Source organism: Nonomuraea composti, from assembly GCF_012034275.1.
GTDB classification, from domain to species: Bacteria; Actinomycetota; Actinomycetes; order Streptosporangiales; family Streptosporangiaceae; genus Nonomuraea; species Nonomuraea composti.
Genome location: NZ_JAATEP010000012.1, coordinates 175,033 through 190,964, shown reverse-complemented (window position 1 = coordinate 190,964; position 15,932 = coordinate 175,033). Strand labels below are relative to the sequence as shown.

Below are 15,932 nucleotides of genomic sequence, written 5' to 3'. Positions count from 1 at the left end.
GGCTCGACCGTCGTGGTGTCCGGTGGCGACATCTTCACTGGGCTACGATGCCACCTGTAGACGCGGTTTTCGCGCGCTTTTCCGGGTCAACGATAGGGGCCGTAGTTGTCGCGCCGGCTGGTCAACATAACCCTGGACAATCTCGATGATCTCCCGCGCCGCTGCCGAACGTGCGTGTTCTGGGAGCTCGACCCCATGAGCGGGGAGCGAGCACTGGATTCGGGCGATCCGGGGCTGGAGAAGGAGGCCTGGATCTCCGGCACGCTGCTGGAGTGGGGGAGCTGCGGGAAGATCGCCTACGTCGACGGCGTGCCCGCGGGCTTCGTGCTCTACAGCCCGCCGCTCTACAGCCCGCGTTCGGTGGCCTTTCCCACTTCGCCGGTGAGCGCCGACGCGGTGTTGCTGATGACGGCGCACATCATTCCCGAGTTCTCGGGTGGCGGGCTGGGCCGGATGCTGATCCAGGGGGTGGCCAAGGATCTGACGCGGCGTGGCGTGAAGGCCATTGAAGCTTTCGGGGATCTGAAGTGGGAAGAGCCTAGTTGCGTCGTTCCAGCGGAATACTTGCTTTCTGTGGGGTTTAAGACTGTTCGTCCCCATTTGAGATTTCCGCGGTTGCGTCTGGAGCTGAAGAGCGCCGTGTCGTGGCGTGAGGACGTCGAGGTGGCCCTCGAACGCCTCCTCGGCTCCATGAGCCCGGAACGGGCACTACGTCCCGTCTGAAGCCTCCTCAGCGCCACCAGAGCATATGAGAAAGCCCCCGCGCGAGGCGGGGGCTTTCTCATGGGCGTCCTAGATGATGCCCTCGAGCTCGCGCAGCAGCATGGCCTTCGGCTTGGCGCCGATGATCTGCTTCACGACCTCTCCACCCTTGTAGACGTTCATCGTCGGGATCTGGAGCACACCGTACTGGCGGGGCACCTCAGGGTTCTCGTCGATGTTCAGCTTCACGATCTCCAGCTTGTCGCCGTGCTCGTTGGCGATCTCCTGGAGGATGGGCGCGACCTGGCGGCAGGGGCCGCACCACTCCGCCCAGAAATCGACCAGCACGGGCTTGTCGCTCTTGAGGACCTCGGATGCGAAAGTGGCGTCGGTGACAGCCTTCACGGTGCGCTCCTTACTTCTCGTTGTTGGCCAGCCAGCGCTCGGAGTCGAGCGAGGCCGCACAGCCGGTGCCCGCCGCGGTGATCGCCTGGCGGTAGGTGTGGTCGACGACGTCGCCGGCGGCGAACACGCCCTCGATGTTGGTCGCCGTGGACGGCGAGGCCACCTTGATGTAGCCGTCTTCGTCGAGGTCGATCTGGCCCTTGACCAGCTCGGTGCGCGGGTCGTGACCGATCGCCAGGAACAGCGCGTCGGTCGCCAGCTCGCACTCCTCGCCCGTCTTGACGTTACGCAGCTTCACCGCCTCGACCTTGGTCTCGCCGAGGACGTCCACGACCTCGGAGTCCCAGACGAAGCGGATCTTGTCGTTGGCGAACGCGCGCTCCTGCATGATCTTGCTGGCGCGCAGCTCGTCGCGGCGGTGCACCACGGTCACCATGCGGCCGAACCGGGTCAGGAACGTGGCCTCCTCCATCGCGGTGTCGCCGCCGCCGACGACCACGATGTCCTTGTTGCGGAAGAAGAAGCCGTCACAGGTCGCACACCAGGACACACCGTGGCCGGACAGCCGCTTCTCGTTCGCCAGACCCAGCTCGCGGTAACCGGAACCCATCGCCAGGATGACCGACTTGGCGTAGTAGGTGTCGGTGTGGGTCTTGATGACCTTGGGGTTGGCGTTGAGGTCGACCTCGACGACGTCGTCCGCCACCAGCTCGGCGCCGAAACGCTCGGCCTGCTTGCGCAGGTTGTCCATGAGGTCGGGGCCCATGATGCCGTCGGGGAACCCGGGGAAGTTCTCCACGTCGGTGGTGTTCATGAGCGCGCCGCCCGCGGTCACGGAGCCCTCGAAGACGAGCGGCTTCAGCTCGGCGCGCGCGGAGTAGACGGCCGCCGTGTAACCGGCAGGGCCGGAACCTATGATGATCACGTTACGGACGTCGCTCAACGTTCCCACGCCTTCCTGGTCTGTTGTGTGCACCGGCGTCAACAGATCCTAGAGCGCCCTGATTCCCTGCCCTACCCGGCAACGCTGGGAGAAACGAAAGAGCCCGCCGAAGCGGGCTCTGACGTGGGTTTACGTACGTGCGGCCGGTTACCAGCGGCCCAGCGCGGGCTTACGCAGGTTCTTGCAGTTGAACGGGTCGACGACGTCGATACGGACCTTCTTGGCGGCCCGCTGCTTCCAGGACGCCATGATGAGCGCCTCCTGGCCGTTGTACTGCCCCTGGTCCACCGCGAACACCTTCAGGTGCGCCCGCTTGGAGACCGCGCTGACGCACTTGGCCACCTTGCCCGCGTCATTGGAGTCGCCAGGGATGGCGGGAGCGGGAGCCATGAAGCTCTCGAGCGACATGCGCAGCTCTGGATCGCTGTAGTTGTGGTCGCTGTTGGTCACATAGACGTCCCTGGCCCGCGTAGCGTTCCTGGTGGGCTCGGAGGACGGCTGGGCCGACTGCACCGGTGGCAGGGCGACCGGTGGCGGCGCGACGCTCGTGCCGCTGTCACCACCCCCACTGGCCAGCAACCCGGTGGAGGCCACCGCCGTGCCGACCACCACGGCCGCCGCCGCGGCCGCGACCGCGGGCATCGCCCAGCGCCGCCGCCGCATGCTGCGCGTCCTCGCGGGGACGATGGTTCCGTCGTCGGAGACGACGCCCAGGCGGACCGGCTCTGGCCTCTCCTCAGGCTCTGAGGAGGCCACGGCGCCCAGACGTACGGGCTCCTGGGCCGCTCGCTCCCACGGGGCGTCCCGCATGAGCTCATCCCAGTCCGGTGCTTCCGCGAGGCCGACACCTCCGCCTCGCCTGGACTCCGCCTCGGCGGCCAAGGCCTTGTCGATGCGCAGTGCGACACCCATCGGCATAGCCGGTGTGGGCGTCGCGGCCAGCACCTCGCGAACCGCCGCCAGGTCGGCCAGAAGCTCCCCACAGGGGTCGCAGACCGCGAGATGCTCGCGGACCTGGCGCGCCGTGCCGGCGTCCAGGAGACCCTCTGCCAGCTCGGCGAGGGTTTCCAGATCGTAGTGCGTATCACCCGTCACGAAGTTCTGCTCCCTTCGCGGATGAGACGCGATTGAGGTCCGAACGGTTCCGCAGATGCGAAAGAATTGGGGCAAGTTTCGCGCGCCCCCGTGCGCACCGGCTCTTCACGGTGCCGCTCGGCACCTGGAGCACCTGAGCTGCGTCTTCGACTGAATAGCCCATCATGTCCACCAGTACGAGCGCCGCCCGCTGGTCGGCGGGCAGCAGTTTCAGAGCAGCCGAAACCTCCATCGAGACCTCGCGTTCGAGGGTCTGGTCGGGCAGGGGAGTCTCGCGCTCCGCGGCCTCGATCAGCTCGTCGTCGGCGACAGGTCTGACGGACTTGCGGCGCATCCGGTCGAGGCAGGCGTTGACCACGATCCGGTGCAGCCAGGTGGTGACGGCCGCCTCGCCACGGAACGTGGCGGCCTTGCGGTATGCGGAGACGAAGGCGTCCTGCACGGCGTCGGCGGCCTCGTCGGGGTCACCGAGCGTACGCAGTGCGACCGCCCACATGCGGTCGCGGTGCCTTTTGACGATTTCACTGAAGGCGTGTGGATCCCCGTTGATATGCGCGGTCAGCAGCTCGGCGTCTGTGATCGCCGGCCGCTCCGCTGCTGAGGGTGTCTCGGGTGGGGAGTTCACAAGAGAGATTCCTGATTATGCCGATCCGGGAGAGTGCACCACTACCTCATAGATGGTGCCATGAAAAGTGCCTGCATCCGTCGGAACACGCGTAAACCAGATCAAAACGTACTGACCGCTGGTCGCCTTCTCCGGGGTAAGAGTGGTTTTACCTGCGGCGTTCTTCTCGGTCGCCACCGTCTTCAGCGAGCCGAGCTCGGGGGAGTCGCCCACCTTCAGCTCGACCGTGGCGCCCGGCGCCTCGGACAGCGTCGCCACCACGTCGCTGATCTGCATGGACTTGCCCATGTCGAGCAGCAGGCCCACGCCGTCCTTGAGCCGGCCCAGGTCGGCGCTGGTGTAGGTCTCGGTCTTCCACAGCGTGCCGGGCTTGCCGTCGATGGCCAGCTTGGCGATGTCGGTCTTCTCGTCGCCGTCGCCGAGCGGGTCGAAGCCCTTGGCGTTCTTCGGCTTGACCGCCTCGGCGTTGATGGTGGCCGACTTGGTCGAGGTGGGGGTGTTGGTGGCGGTCTGCGGCTGGGTGGGGCTGCCCAGGCTGCGGCCGATCGTCCAGGCGCCGACGCCGACGGCGGCGATGACGAGCAGCACCACCAGCGTCATCAGCACGCGGTTGAGCGTGCTGCCACCACCGCCCTGGGGACGCCGCTGCATCGGGGGCGGCGGCAGCGGCGGGACGGGGGCGGACTTCGGCCGGTGGGCGAGCTCCAGACCCTCGGTGTGGGACGCCGACGCGACCGCGGGCGTGGAGGGGTAGGAGATCGGGATCGGCATCGGCCTGGCCACGTCGGCCAGCGACTCGGCGACCTCGGCGGGGCTGGCCAGCGCCCCCTGCCCCTTGCGTGACTCGGGCAGGCAGGCCCGCACGGTGATCGTGTCGAGGTAGCCGGGCACGCCGGCGGTGACCTGGCGAGGCGTGCAGAAGTGGCCGTCGATCATGGGGGCGGCGGGCAGGCCGCCCTCCTCCTCGTCGCCCGGCCAGTGGCCGGTCAGGCCCGCGTACAGCAGCCGGCCGAGCCCCTCGGCGTCGTCGAGCGCCGGCTGGTCGGTGGTGAGCCCCCACATGGCCGCGTCGACGGCCACGCCGAGCACCTTGACGGTGTTGCCGTTGGTCCACATGAGGTGGGAGGGGCGCAGGCACAGGTGGTAGAGCTGCGCCTCGTGGGCGTGCGCGAGCGCCTCGGCCGCCTCGGCGACCAGGCCCGCCGCCCGCTCGGGCTCCAGCGGGCCGTTGGCCAGCAGGTCGGTCAGCGTCTCGCCGGTGACCCACTCGCTGACGACGTAGGCGCTCTTGTCGTCTTCGGCGGCGTCGAAGACCTGGGTCAGGCGCGGGTCGGTCAGCCGGCTCGCCGCGCGGGCGGCCGTGACGACCTCGTGGACCCGCGGGAAGTCGGGTGCGAACGTGTGCACCGCCACGGGGCGGGCAAGGATCTCGTCGATCGCCTTCCACAAGGTGGCGCCGTCGGACTCGCTGACGCGGTCCTCCAGCCGGAAGCGCTCGGCGAGACGGGTGCCGGGTTCGACGGCCGACGTGCTGCTCACTGGCTCACTCCGCTTGGCCGATCGGGCGTCTTCATGGTTCGACTCACCTGCGTGGTCGTGTCCCACGAAGGCACGTTATGCCGGGTGGATCCGCCCACGCCCCTCCTGCTTCCATTCGCGCGTGTCGGGCTCCATGGTAGTGCCGAGTAGATTCCGATCGCGTTCTTTACCGACCTACCCGTCTCGCGACCATCCCAACGATCGAGTTGACCTCCGGGATGCGCATTCTGTGGGCCACGCCGAGATAGAGCACCATACCCAGCCCGCCGCCGATGGCGAGCACTATGACCGAATTGAGGAAGCCGAGCCCGCCGAAAATCCCGGTGACCACCCACACGGCCGCCAGCGCGAGCACGGCGGTGGGCAGCGCGGCCAGGTACATCCTGGTCAGCGACATGCCGACGGCCCAGCCGCCCAGGCCGCCCACCCGCCGGCCGGCCAGCCACCAGGCCAGGACCGCGCCCAGCCCGTACGCGATCGCGTACGCCAGCGCCAGCCCCATCACCACGTACGCGGGCGGCAGCACCAGGTACAGCAGCACCATGAACACCGCGTTGACCGCCGTGGTGCCCGCCCCGATGAACACCGGCGTCCGGGTGTCGCCGAAGCTGTAGAACACCCGCAGCAGGAGCTGGAAGATCGCGAACGGCACCAGCGCCAGCCCGTACACCTGCAGCACGTTGCCGATGTAGACGGCGTCGGCGACGCTGTTGGCGCCGTGGCCGTAGATGGGCACGGTGATCGCCGGTCCGAGCACCATGAGCAGCAGCGACACCGGCACCATCAGCGAGCAGACCAGCCGCACGCTCGACCCGAACTCGGCGCGCACCTCCTCGAAGCGCCCCTCGGCGACGGACCGGCTCATGCGCGGCAGCATCGCGGTGATCACGGAGACGCCGATGACGCCGTACGGAAGCTGGAAAAGCTGGAACGCCAGCGTGTACGGGCTGATGCCGTGCCCGGGAACCAGGTCGCCCGCCCGGCTGGACAGGTTGGTGGTCAGCACGAAACCGAGCTGGGTGACGACGACGTAGCCGATCGTCCAGACGCCGGCCTTGGCCATCTCGCCGAGCCGCGCGTTGCGCAGGTCGAAGCGCGGCACGAAGGAGAACCCGGCCCGCCGCAGCGCCACGATCAGCACCGTCGCCTGCGCGACGATGCCGGCCGTGGTGCCGACGCCGAGCAGCGCCAGGTCGAACGTGGTGACGCGGTCGAGGTCGCTGCCCGAGCCGACCACGGCGTAGAGCAGGAACACGCAGATGACGACCACGTTGTTGAGCACCGGGGCCCACATGGGGGCGCCGTAGCGGTCGCGGGTGTTGAGGATGGCCCCGGCCACCGCGCCGACGCCGAAGAAGGCGAGCTGCGGCAGGATGAAGCGGGCCAGCATGACCGCGACCTCGAACTTCCTGCTGCCCGCGTCCCAGTCGGTGTAGAGGTCGATCAGCAGCGGCGCCGCCAGCACGGAGATCGCCGCGACCGCGACCAGCGCCGCGGTGGCGATCGTCAGCAGCCGCTGCTCGTAGGCCCGGCCGCCGTCTTGGTCGTGCTGCTGGGCCCGCACGACCATGGGCACGACGACGCTGCTCAGCACGCCCAGGAGCAGAAGGTCGAGGATGCTGTACGGGATCGCGTACGCGGCGTTGTAGGCGTCGCCCAGTGCCGCGGTGCCGATCGCGTACGCGAGCACCATCGTCCGCACGAACCCCGTGACCCTGGACACCATGGTGCCCGCCGCCATGATGGCGCTGGCCCGAAGCATGCGGCTCATACGGTCTCACTCTCCCGGTTCTTGGCGCTGCGCGCGAGCTTGCGCTGGGACCTGCGGCGCAGCAGGCGCGTCACCACGGCGGCGAGCATCACGGTCAGGGCCGCGCCGACGATCACCAGGGCGATGCCCGTGTAGCCGGTGGTGTGGATCGTCAGCCGCTGCGGCTTGCCGTACGGCTGCCCGTCGGCGGTCTTGAGCTGCACCGTCACCGTGGCGTCACCGCTGGTGTCGGGGGCTGCGATCATCTGGACCTGCACCGTGCCGCTCTGCCCGCCGGGGATCAGCAGCGGCTCGGTCTGCGCGAAGTTCACCGTGAGCAGCTCGGGGTTGTCGGACTTGACCTCGATGTAGAGCTGGATGGAGTCGCTCAGCTCGTTCTTCACGCTGATCGGCACCACGCCGTTGCTGCCCGCGAGCGTGCGGCTGGAGCCGGTGATCTTGATTTCGGCGAGGCGGTCGTCGACGGCCTTCTCGACGGCGCCGGCCACCGAGCGGCCCGCCCGCGTGCTGTTGCGCCAGGCGGAGGAGGTCAGCCGCAGCACCGCCGCGTCGAAGCGGGACTGCGTCTTCTGCTCCATGATCAGCGAGGTGAGCTGCGACTTCGCCCAGGTGTCCTTGACCGGGTCGAGGTATTTGCGGCTCAGCTCCTCCTTGCGGTCCTGCTCGGTGTAGGTCAGGCCGGCGCGCGGGACGGACGCCTTGCCCGGCTTGATCGTCTCCAGCTTGACCGGCTGCAGCCACGGCAGCTTGCCCGCGGTCTTGATCAGGGCGGTGACGAGCGTCGGGCTGGGGTTCCAGCGCCGGGAGGGGGCGACGACCAGCGACCTCGGGAGCGTCTGGCCGGGCTCGGCGGCGATCATCGCGGTCTCGGCGATGAAGCGCTGCGTGCTGAGCAGGGTCGAGGTGCCCCCGCCCGGCTCGAACAGGCGGCTCAGCTCGGCGTCGGCGACCAGCGCCGTCACGGGGCCGTTGACCGAGTCGAGGGTCGCGGCCGCGTCGGGCGTGGTGGTGAGGGTCTGCTGCGGCGGCAGGTTGGTGGAGTTGAGCAGGACGGTGTCGACGTCGCTGACCGACAGCAGGTCGAGCGCGTCGGGGTCGAGCACGCCGTCGGCCGGCCAGTTGATGTTCGTCTTCACGTTGGGGTTGAGCAGCGTTCGCGCCGTCTGGCCGCCCAGCTCGATGGCCCGCCCGGTCTGCGTGTCGAGGCCCTGGTGGGCCAGCGCCGCCACGTCGGGGTCGGCGTACGGGGTCGCGACCACGGGGGAGGCGGCCAGCGCGCTGCGCATCGTCGTCAGCCACTGGCCGGCCTCGGCGCTGGCGGGCTTCTTCTCCTCCTTGCCGTCCTTGGTGCGGACGCTGTAGCCCTTGCTCATCGCGTTGACGTCGTCGAGCAGCGCCGGGTCGAACACCCAGGTGACGGTGGCCGGCGCCGACTGCGCGATGCGCGCCAGGTCCGCCAGGCGGCCCCGGCCGGTCAGCGCCTGGCTCAGCTTGTCGTCCACGAACGCGCCGTCGTCGGTGGAGCGGTGCGGCTGGTCGATGACCGGCAGCGCGATGGCGATCTTGTTGCGCGGCAGCTTCTGCGGGGTGGCGGGGGCGTAGGTCAGGAACGTGCGCTGCGCGGCCTGCGGCACCGAGTACTGGGCGACGTCCACCGCGATCTTGTAGACGCCGAATTCGCGCAGCCCGAGCTGCACGGGGGTCGCGGTGATCGTCCACTGCGCCGTGCCGCCCGCGGCGAGCGGCGGCAGGTTCATGAACGAGTTGCGGGTGGAGACGTTCTCCGGCAGCGTCGTGGTGCTCTGGTCGTTCTGGTAGGCCGTCATGGCCGCCCGGTCGGTGAACTTCTGGTTGCTGTAACGCAGGCGGACCTGGAGCCCGGCCGCGTCGGCCCCCGAGTCGTTGCGCACCGTGCCGGTGATCTTGATCTCATCGGTCAGGTTTCTCGGGGCCTCGGGGGTGATCGACGAGATCGTCACGGCGTAGCCCTGCCGCTGCGCCGTGACCGCGGCATTCGGCTGTTTCGCGGCAGCAGAGCCCGGCGTCACCGCCACCAGGGGGGCGAGCAACGCGGCGGACAGCGCGGCGAGCAGCGTGGCCTTACGGATCACGCGGATGCCCGGGCTGGACTACGACGACGCACGCCCGCAATGGTACGGGCTCAGTGCCGTCGCGCGACCGCCACGCGCGCTCCTCTCGCGCGCGAACCGCGTAGGTCCACCATCTTGCCTGGGAGAACGGCCAGCAGGTCGAGCGAGCGCATCGACAGGGCCGTATGGCGCTCGCCCGTGGCGGTGAAGAACGGCTCGGTGTCGGCCAGCAGCCGGTCGTCGATGAACATCGGCAGCGACTCGGGCAGCAGCAGCGGGCACACCAGCCCGCAGGCGTAGTCCGTGGTGGCGTTGATCACGTGCGCCGGCGCGGGGCGTACCTGGCGCGCGCGGAGCAATCCGCCGAGGGCTCCGGGACGCGGCGGCGAGGAGACGGGGGAGGTGACCCCGACGACGACCTCGCGGCCGACCCAGGTGGTGACTTCGAGCACTGTGACCATCAGGCACCGCTCAGGGGCGGCGGAGACCGCCTCCGGCAGCTCTTCCGCGCATGTCATGGGACGCGGAAGGCGTACGATCTCATGATGGACCTGGTGTGCGAGGAGCCAGCGGTGGATCGCGAGGGCGTCCTTCATATAGTCCTCCTTGCCTCAGTCCATGGCCCCCGACGGTCGTCCCTTGACCGACGGTAACCCGGACCTGGTGTGGCTCGGGGGATATGTTCCGGAAGCAGAAGGCCGACTCAGTTTGTCCGACTCAACCTTGACCGAAAGCCAGCAGCGGGCCATGAACGACCTGTTCCGCAAGATCGCTCCCGTGGCCGACGAGCTCGGCCGCCTGTTCGCCGACCGGGGCCATGAGCTGGCCCTCGTCGGTGGTCCCGTACGCGACCTCCTGCTCGGCCGCATCGGCAACGACCTCGACCTGACCACCGACGCGCGCCCCGAGCGGGTGCTGGAGATCGTCAGGGGCTGGGCCGACTCCGTGTGGACGATCGGCATCGACTTCGGCACGGTGGGCCTGCGCAAGGGGAGCTGGCTGATCGAGATCACCACCTACCGCAGCGAGTCCTACGACCCCAAGTCCCGCAAGCCCGAGGTCATGTACGGCGAGACGCTCGACGCCGACCTGGAGCGGCGCGACTTCGCGGTCAACGCGATGGCGGTACGCCTGCCCGGCCACGAGTTCGTCGACCCGTACGGCGGCCTCGGCGACCTGCGGGCCCGCCTGCTGCGCACGCCCGGCACCCCCGAGCAGTCCTTCGGCGACGACCCGCTGCGCATGCTGCGGGCCGCCAGGTTCGCCTCGCAGCTCGGGTTCACCGTCGACCCGCGGGCCGTGACCGCGATGACGGAGATGGCCGAGCGCATCGAGATCGTCTCGGCCGAGCGCATCCGCGACGAGCTCGACAAGCTGATCTGCGGCGCCAACCCGCGCGAGGGTCTGCGCCTGCTCGTGGAGACCGGCCTGGCCGCCCACGTGCTGCCCGAGCTGCCGAAGCTGCGCCTGGAGATCGACGAGCACCACCGCCACAAGGACGTCTACGAGCACTCGCTCACCGTCCTCGACCAGGCCATCGCGCAGGAGGAGGACGGCAAGCCCGACCGGATCCTGCGCTGGGCGGCGATCATGCACGACGTCGGCAAGCCCAAGACGCGCCGCCACGAGGCCGGCGGCCGCGTCTCCTTCCACCACCACGAGGTGGTCGGCGCGCAGCTCACGAAGAAGCGCATGACCGAGCTGAAGTTCCCCAAGGACGTCGTCTCCGACGTCTCCCGGCTGGTGGAGCTGCACCTGCGCTTCCACGGCTACGGCACGGGGGAGTGGACCGACAGCGCCGTGCGCCGCTACGTGCGCGACGCCGGCCACTTGCTGACCCGCCTGCACAAGCTGACCAGGGCCGACTGCACCACGCGCAACAAGCGCAAGGCGGCGGCGCTGTCACGCACCTACGACCACCTTGAGGAGCGCATCGCGAGGCTCGCCGAGGAGGAGGAGCTGGCCAAGATCCGCCCCGAGCTCGACGGCAACGAGATCCAGCAGGTGCTGGGCGTGGGGCCGGGGCCGGTGGTGGGGCGGGCCTACAAGTTCCTGCTCGACCTCAGGCTCGACAAGGGCGTGCTGGGCAAGGAGGCCGTCACGGCGGCGCTGCTGGAGTGGGCCCGGTCAAACGACCTCGGTGCGTGACCTGGCGGTGATCATCCGGTAGGCGAGCGCCGCCACGGGGTAGCCGAGCGAGATGATCACCACCGCCACGTACGACTTGCCGTCGGGCGGCAGGATGGCCGCGGAAAGGGCCGCGGCGAGCACGTACATGCCGTTGAACAGCATGTCGTAGATCGAGAACGCGCGGCCCCGGTAGATGTCCTCCACGTCGCGCTGGACGGTCGTGTCGGCGCAGATCTTCACGCTCTGCCCGGCCAGCCCCAGCACGAACCCCGCCACCGGCAGCCCCCACTCCTGGAACGGCAGCACCAGCGCCGCCGTCAGCACCCCGGCCGCGACCAGCGCGATCTGCACCCAGCGCTCGATCCCGAACCGCTCGGTCGTGTACGGGGTGATGACCACCGCCAGCGCCGTGCCGATGCCGGCGGCGACCACGACCAGGCCGATGCCGCGCAGCGCCGCGTCGGCGTCACCGTCGGTGAAGTAGTAGCGGTAGAGGATGATGCCGAGCGCGGTGCACATGCCGAACAGGAACCGGTGCGTGGCCATCGCGCCCATCGTCGCCGCCGCCACCCGGTGCCCCACCAGGTGCCTGGCGCCGTCGGCCAGCCCCGTGACGACGTTGCGCAGCGCCTGGCGCGCCTGCGGCCGGTTCGGGTCGGGCCACGGGCCGAGCAGCTGACGGTCCATCGTCCGCGCCACCAGCGCGCTCAACGCGAACACCACACCCGACGTGACCAGCAACAGCGCCACCCCCGGATCCGAGCCGCCGAAGATCTCCCGCAGCAGGAACCCCAGCCCCGCGCCCACGAACGTGGCCACCGTGCCCGACGTCGGCACCACCGCGTTCGCCGCGATCAGCCGCTCCGGCGGCACCACGTGCGGCAGCGACGCGCCCAGCGCCGCCAGGAAGAACCGGTTGACGCCCAGCACCGCCAGCGCCGCCCCGTAGAACCACGCGTCCGGCACGTCCGCGGCCACCAGCCCCGCCGCGAGCAGCAGCAGCACGCCCCTGATGAACGGCGCCACCACCAGGATCTGCCGCCGCGACCATCGGTCGATGAAGACGCCGACGAAAGGCCCGAGCACGCTGTACGGCAACAGCAGCACGGCCAGCCCGGCGGCCACTTCGAGCGCGGTGGTCTGGCTCTCGGGGCTGAAGAAGGCGAACCCGGTCACCCCGAACTGGAAGATCCCGTCGGAGAACTGGGAGACCAGCCGGGTGCTGAACAACCTTCTGAAGTCCCGGCCCCGCAGGACCACGCGGAGATCGGCGACAAAAGACACGCCGCCAGCCTAGCCCCGCTCCTCCTCGTTTAGGATGCGACAAACGGTTGGTACCGCAGGTGTGCACGGGGTTCCGGGCGGGACACACGATCTCGTACGCTTCATAGCGTGACGACTGAGGAACACGTTGTGCTGGTCGACCCGGCCGGGCGCGCGCTCGGCACCGCGCCCAAGACGTCGGTGCACGGCCGCGAAACCCCCCTCCACCTGGCCTTCTCCAGCTACGTCTTCGACCACGAAGGCCGCGTGCTGCTCACCAAGAGGGCCGACCACAAGATCACCTGGCCGAGCGTCTGGACCAACAGCTGCTGCGGTCACCCCCTGCCCGGCGAGCCCGTCGACCGTGCCGTGGTGCGGCGGCTCTCCTACGAGCTGGGGCTCACCGCCGAAAGCGCCGACCTCATGCTGCCCGCCTTCTCCTACCGCGCCGAAATGGCCAACGGCATCGTCGAGCACGAGCTCTGCCCCGTCTACCGCGTCACCGTCGGCTCGCCCGCCACCCCCAACCCGGACGAGGTGGCCGAGACGTGCTGGATGCCGTGGAAGGAGTTCGCCGAAGGCGCCCAGAACGGGCTGCTGGCGATCTCGCCGTGGTGCAGGGAGCAGGTGCCGCTTCTGGCCGAGCTCGGCTCCGACCCGCTCGCCTGGCAACCCGCCTCCCCCTCCGACCTCCCCCCAGCAGCCCGCCCCTGACCCCACGGCCCTCCCGCCTCGCCCGTCGCTCACGTCGACACGGAGGACCTCGCGCCTCGCGTCCGGCACGTCGCGCTTGGCGCGGGCACCGCTCGCCGCACCGCGGAAGTGGCTCGGCGCGTGCCGGAGATGCGGCGCCCACGCGAGCGGCGGACTGAAGCGCCGCCGTGCTGCGCGCCCTGCCCTGGGCGGCTTGCGTGCGACGCGTCGGACGCGAAGGCGCCGCGCCCCCGGGCGGTGGGGGCGCGGCGCCGACGGAGGATCAGCGGGTCGGGTGGGTCAGCGCTCGACCTCGCCGCGGATGAACTTCTCGACGTACTCGCGAGCCTCGTCGTCCGAGAACTGCTTCGGCGGCGACTTCATGAAGTACGAGGAGGCGGACAGGATGGGCCCGCCGATGCCCCGGTCGAGGGCGATCTTGGCGGCGCGTACGGCGTCGATGATGATGCCCGCCGAGTTCGGCGAGTCCCACACCTCGAGCTTGTACTCCAGGTTCAGCGGCGTGTCGCCGAAGGAGCGCCCTTCCAGCCGCACGTACGCCCACTTGCGGTCGTCGAGCCACGGCACGTGGTCGGACGGCCCGATGTGCACGTCGGCCTTGCCCATCTCGTGGGGGATCTGGGAGGTGACGGACTGCGTCTTGGAGATCTTCTTGGACTGGAGCCGCTTGCGCTCCAGCATGTTCATGAAGTCCATGTTGCCGCCGAAGTTGAGCTGGTACGTGCGCAGCAGCTCGACCCCGCGGTCCTCGAACAGCTTGGCCATGACGCGGTGCGTGATGGTGGCGCCGACCTGCGACTTGATGTCGTCGCCGACGATCGGCACGCCGGCCTCGGTGAACTTCTCGGCCCATTCGGGGTCGGAGGCGATGAAGACCGGCAGCGCGTTGACGAACGCCACCTTGGCGTCGATGGCGCACTGCGCGTAGAAGCGGTCGGCCTCCTCCGACCCGACGGGCAGGTACGACACGAGGACGTCGACCTGGTTGTCACGCAGCACCTGGACGACATCGACGGGCGCCTCGTCGGACTCCTCGATGATCTCGCGGTAGAACTCGCCAAGGCCGTCGAAGGTGTGGCCACGCTGCACCGTGACGCCGGTGGGCGGGACGTCGCAGATCTTGATCGTGTTGTTCTCGCTGGCGACGATCGCCTCGGACAGGTCGCGGCCGACCTTCTTGGCGTCCACGTCGAAGGCGGCGACGAACTCGACGTCGCCGACGTGGTAGTCGCCGAACTTCACGTGCATCAGGCCCGGGACCCGTGTGTCCGGATCTGCGTCCTTGTAGTAGTGAACGCCCTGGACCAGCGACGACGCGCAGTTGCCGACACCGACAATGGCCACGCGAACCGAACCCATCGCACTCGCTCCCTTACTCATCAGTTGACGTGGTATCTCTTTCGGGCCTCTCCTCTGTTGAGGCCCGACGCTCCGTTGCGATCAGCTCGTTCAGCCAGCGCACCTCGCGTTCGACGGACTCGAGCCCGTGGCGTTGCAGCTCGAGGGTGTAGCTGTCGAGGCGCTCCCTGGTGCGCGCCAGTGCGGTACGCACCGCGTCGAGGCGCTCCTCGAGCCGGCTACGGCGGCCTTCGAGAATGCGCAGCCGCACTTCGGCCTCCGTGTGGCGGAAGAAGGCGAAGTGCACGCCGAAGCTCTCGTCCTCCCATGCGGAGGGACCGGCCTGCGTGAGCATGTCCTGAAGGCGTTCCTTGCCCTCGGCGGTCAGCTTGTAGACGATCTTCGACCTGCCGCCGACGATCGCGCTCGGAGCGGGCTGCTCCTCGGCGATGAGGCCCTGAGCCAGAAGTGATCGCAGACAGGGGTACAGCGACCCGTAGGAGAACGCACGGAACATCCCCAGCAGGGCGTTGAGCCGTTTGCGCAGCTCGTAGCCGTGTAGCGGCGTCTCGTGCAGCGACCCGAGCACGGCCAGTTCCAAGACCCTGCCCTGTCCGCTGGCCACTGGAACCGCCCCCTCTCGCGTCGATGTATCGAGCCGATACATCCCCAAGATACGTCGGGGCGCTATATGGCCGCAATCTATGAATCTGCCAAGGCGTTGGGATGAACCCGTAAAACGCCGTAGTCTGGCGCTCATGTGGTCACAGAGAAGGGTGGTGGATTACGGCCTCGCCAAGCGGGCGGTCGTCCGCTCCCTGCGCTCGGGGCGTGCTTCGCGCCGTGACGTCTGTGACGCACAGCCCTACCTCCTTCGAGCGGCGCGCCACTTCGGCGAGCCGACCGAACGCCCCTGCCCGGTGTGCGAAAAGGAGAACGTCACCAACGTGACCTATGTGTACGGCGATGCTCTCGGAAGGCATGCCGGTCAGGCAAAGGTCACATCAGATCTCATCGCCATGGCTCATGATTACGATGAGTTCCGGGTGTACGTTGTCGAGGTCTGCCAAGGTTGTTCCTGGAATCACCTGACGGTTTCGTACGTCCTCGGGAACGGACCGCCTGATCTCGCCGGACAAGCGTGAAAACCGAGGGCGGCGAGGAGCCCACGCCCGACCGCCGTTTATGTTCCGACGACGTTGTGAGGACGTGTGAGTAACAGCATGAATGAGGGGACGGCCCGCCCGGGGAGGCGCCGTCGATCCAACTCATCCCGTTCTGTGCCCCAGAGTTCTCCACCCCAAACCGGTGAGCCGG

General features: G+C 69.0%; 15 protein-coding genes. 4 read left to right on the top strand and 11 right to left on the bottom strand.

Annotation, left to right across the window (positions count from 1 at the left end; all coding sequences use genetic code 11):
- Positions 1-105 precede the first annotated feature (105 nt).
- A complete protein-coding gene (locus HCN51_RS19300) occupies positions 106-723 on the top strand; it encodes a GNAT family N-acetyltransferase (protein WP_168010920.1) in 618 nt (205 codons plus the stop codon).
- A gap of 69 nt (positions 724-792) precedes the next feature.
- Here HCN51_RS19300 and trxA read toward each other — a convergent pair whose 3' ends face one another.
- From trxA to HCN51_RS19260, 8 genes are all read right to left on the bottom strand, one after another.
- Complete coding sequence (trxA, locus tag HCN51_RS19295; protein WP_080044172.1) at positions 793-1,107, bottom strand: thioredoxin; 315 nt, start codon at positions 1,105-1,107, stop codon at positions 793-795.
- Between the two features lie 10 nt (positions 1,108-1,117).
- Positions 1,118-2,050, bottom strand: coding sequence for a thioredoxin-disulfide reductase (trxB, locus tag HCN51_RS19290; protein ID WP_080044173.1), 933 nt, complete (start codon positions 2,048-2,050; stop codon positions 1,118-1,120).
- Positions 2,051-2,197: 147 nt separating this feature from the next.
- Positions 2,198-3,145, bottom strand: coding sequence for an anti-sigma factor family protein (locus tag HCN51_RS19285; RefSeq protein ID WP_168010919.1), 948 nt, complete (start codon positions 3,143-3,145; stop codon positions 2,198-2,200).
- Positions 3,135-3,770 carry an RNA polymerase sigma factor SigM gene (sigM, locus tag HCN51_RS19280; protein WP_080044175.1) on the bottom strand — a complete coding sequence of 212 codons (636 nt, stop codon included), beginning with the start codon at positions 3,768-3,770 and terminating at the stop codon, positions 3,135-3,137. Before sigM ends, HCN51_RS19285 begins: the two co-directional genes overlap by 11 nt.
- Positions 3,771-3,785: 15 nt before the next feature.
- Complete coding sequence (locus HCN51_RS19275) at positions 3,786-5,309, bottom strand: protein kinase family protein (protein WP_168010918.1); 1,524 nt, start codon at positions 5,307-5,309, stop codon at positions 3,786-3,788.
- A 166-nt stretch (positions 5,310-5,475) separates the two neighbouring features.
- Positions 5,476-7,080: a murein biosynthesis integral membrane protein MurJ gene (murJ, locus tag HCN51_RS19270; protein ID WP_240972989.1), complete on the bottom strand. Its 1,605-nt coding sequence runs from the start codon at positions 7,078-7,080 to the stop codon at positions 5,476-5,478.
- Entirely contained in the window at positions 7,077-9,191 is a 2,115-nt protein-coding gene (locus HCN51_RS19265; RefSeq protein WP_168010917.1) for a DUF6049 family protein, read from the bottom strand. Before HCN51_RS19265 ends, murJ begins: the two co-directional genes overlap by 4 nt.
- 50 nt (positions 9,192-9,241) lie before the next feature.
- Positions 9,242-9,766, bottom strand: coding sequence for an aminoacyl-tRNA deacylase (locus tag HCN51_RS19260; RefSeq protein ID WP_168010916.1), 525 nt, complete (start codon positions 9,764-9,766; stop codon positions 9,242-9,244).
- A gap of 151 nt (positions 9,767-9,917) precedes the next feature.
- Between HCN51_RS19260 and HCN51_RS19255 the strand changes: the two genes are divergently transcribed.
- Positions 9,918-11,318, top strand: a complete 1,401-nt coding sequence (locus HCN51_RS19255; protein ID WP_168010915.1) for a CCA tRNA nucleotidyltransferase — start codon at positions 9,918-9,920, stop codon at positions 11,316-11,318.
- On the opposite strand, the gene HCN51_RS19250 is transcribed toward HCN51_RS19255, so the two are convergent.
- Positions 11,298-12,584: an MFS transporter gene (locus HCN51_RS19250; protein WP_080044181.1), complete on the bottom strand. Its 1,287-nt coding sequence runs from the start codon at positions 12,582-12,584 to the stop codon at positions 11,298-11,300. The genes HCN51_RS19255 and HCN51_RS19250 overlap by 21 nt on opposite strands.
- A gap of 108 nt (positions 12,585-12,692) precedes the next feature.
- On the opposite strand from HCN51_RS19250, the gene idi reads away from it, so the two are divergent.
- Positions 12,693-13,277, top strand: a complete 585-nt coding sequence (idi, locus tag HCN51_RS19245; RefSeq protein WP_168010914.1) for an isopentenyl-diphosphate Delta-isomerase — start codon at positions 12,693-12,695, stop codon at positions 13,275-13,277.
- A gap of 279 nt (positions 13,278-13,556) precedes the next feature.
- Here idi and HCN51_RS19240 read toward each other — a convergent pair whose 3' ends face one another.
- Positions 13,557-14,636, bottom strand: a complete 1,080-nt coding sequence (locus HCN51_RS19240) for an inositol-3-phosphate synthase (protein WP_168010913.1) — start codon at positions 14,634-14,636, stop codon at positions 13,557-13,559.
- Positions 14,637-14,649: 13 nt separating this feature from the next.
- Complete coding sequence (locus HCN51_RS19235; protein WP_080044183.1) at positions 14,650-15,240, bottom strand: PadR family transcriptional regulator; 591 nt, start codon at positions 15,238-15,240, stop codon at positions 14,650-14,652.
- Between the two features lie 79 nt (positions 15,241-15,319).
- On the opposite strand from HCN51_RS19235, the gene HCN51_RS19230 reads away from it, so the two are divergent.
- Entirely contained in the window at positions 15,320-15,760 is a 441-nt protein-coding gene (locus HCN51_RS19230; protein ID WP_335673908.1) for a DUF5318 family protein, read from the top strand.
- Positions 15,761-15,932 lie beyond the last annotated feature (172 nt).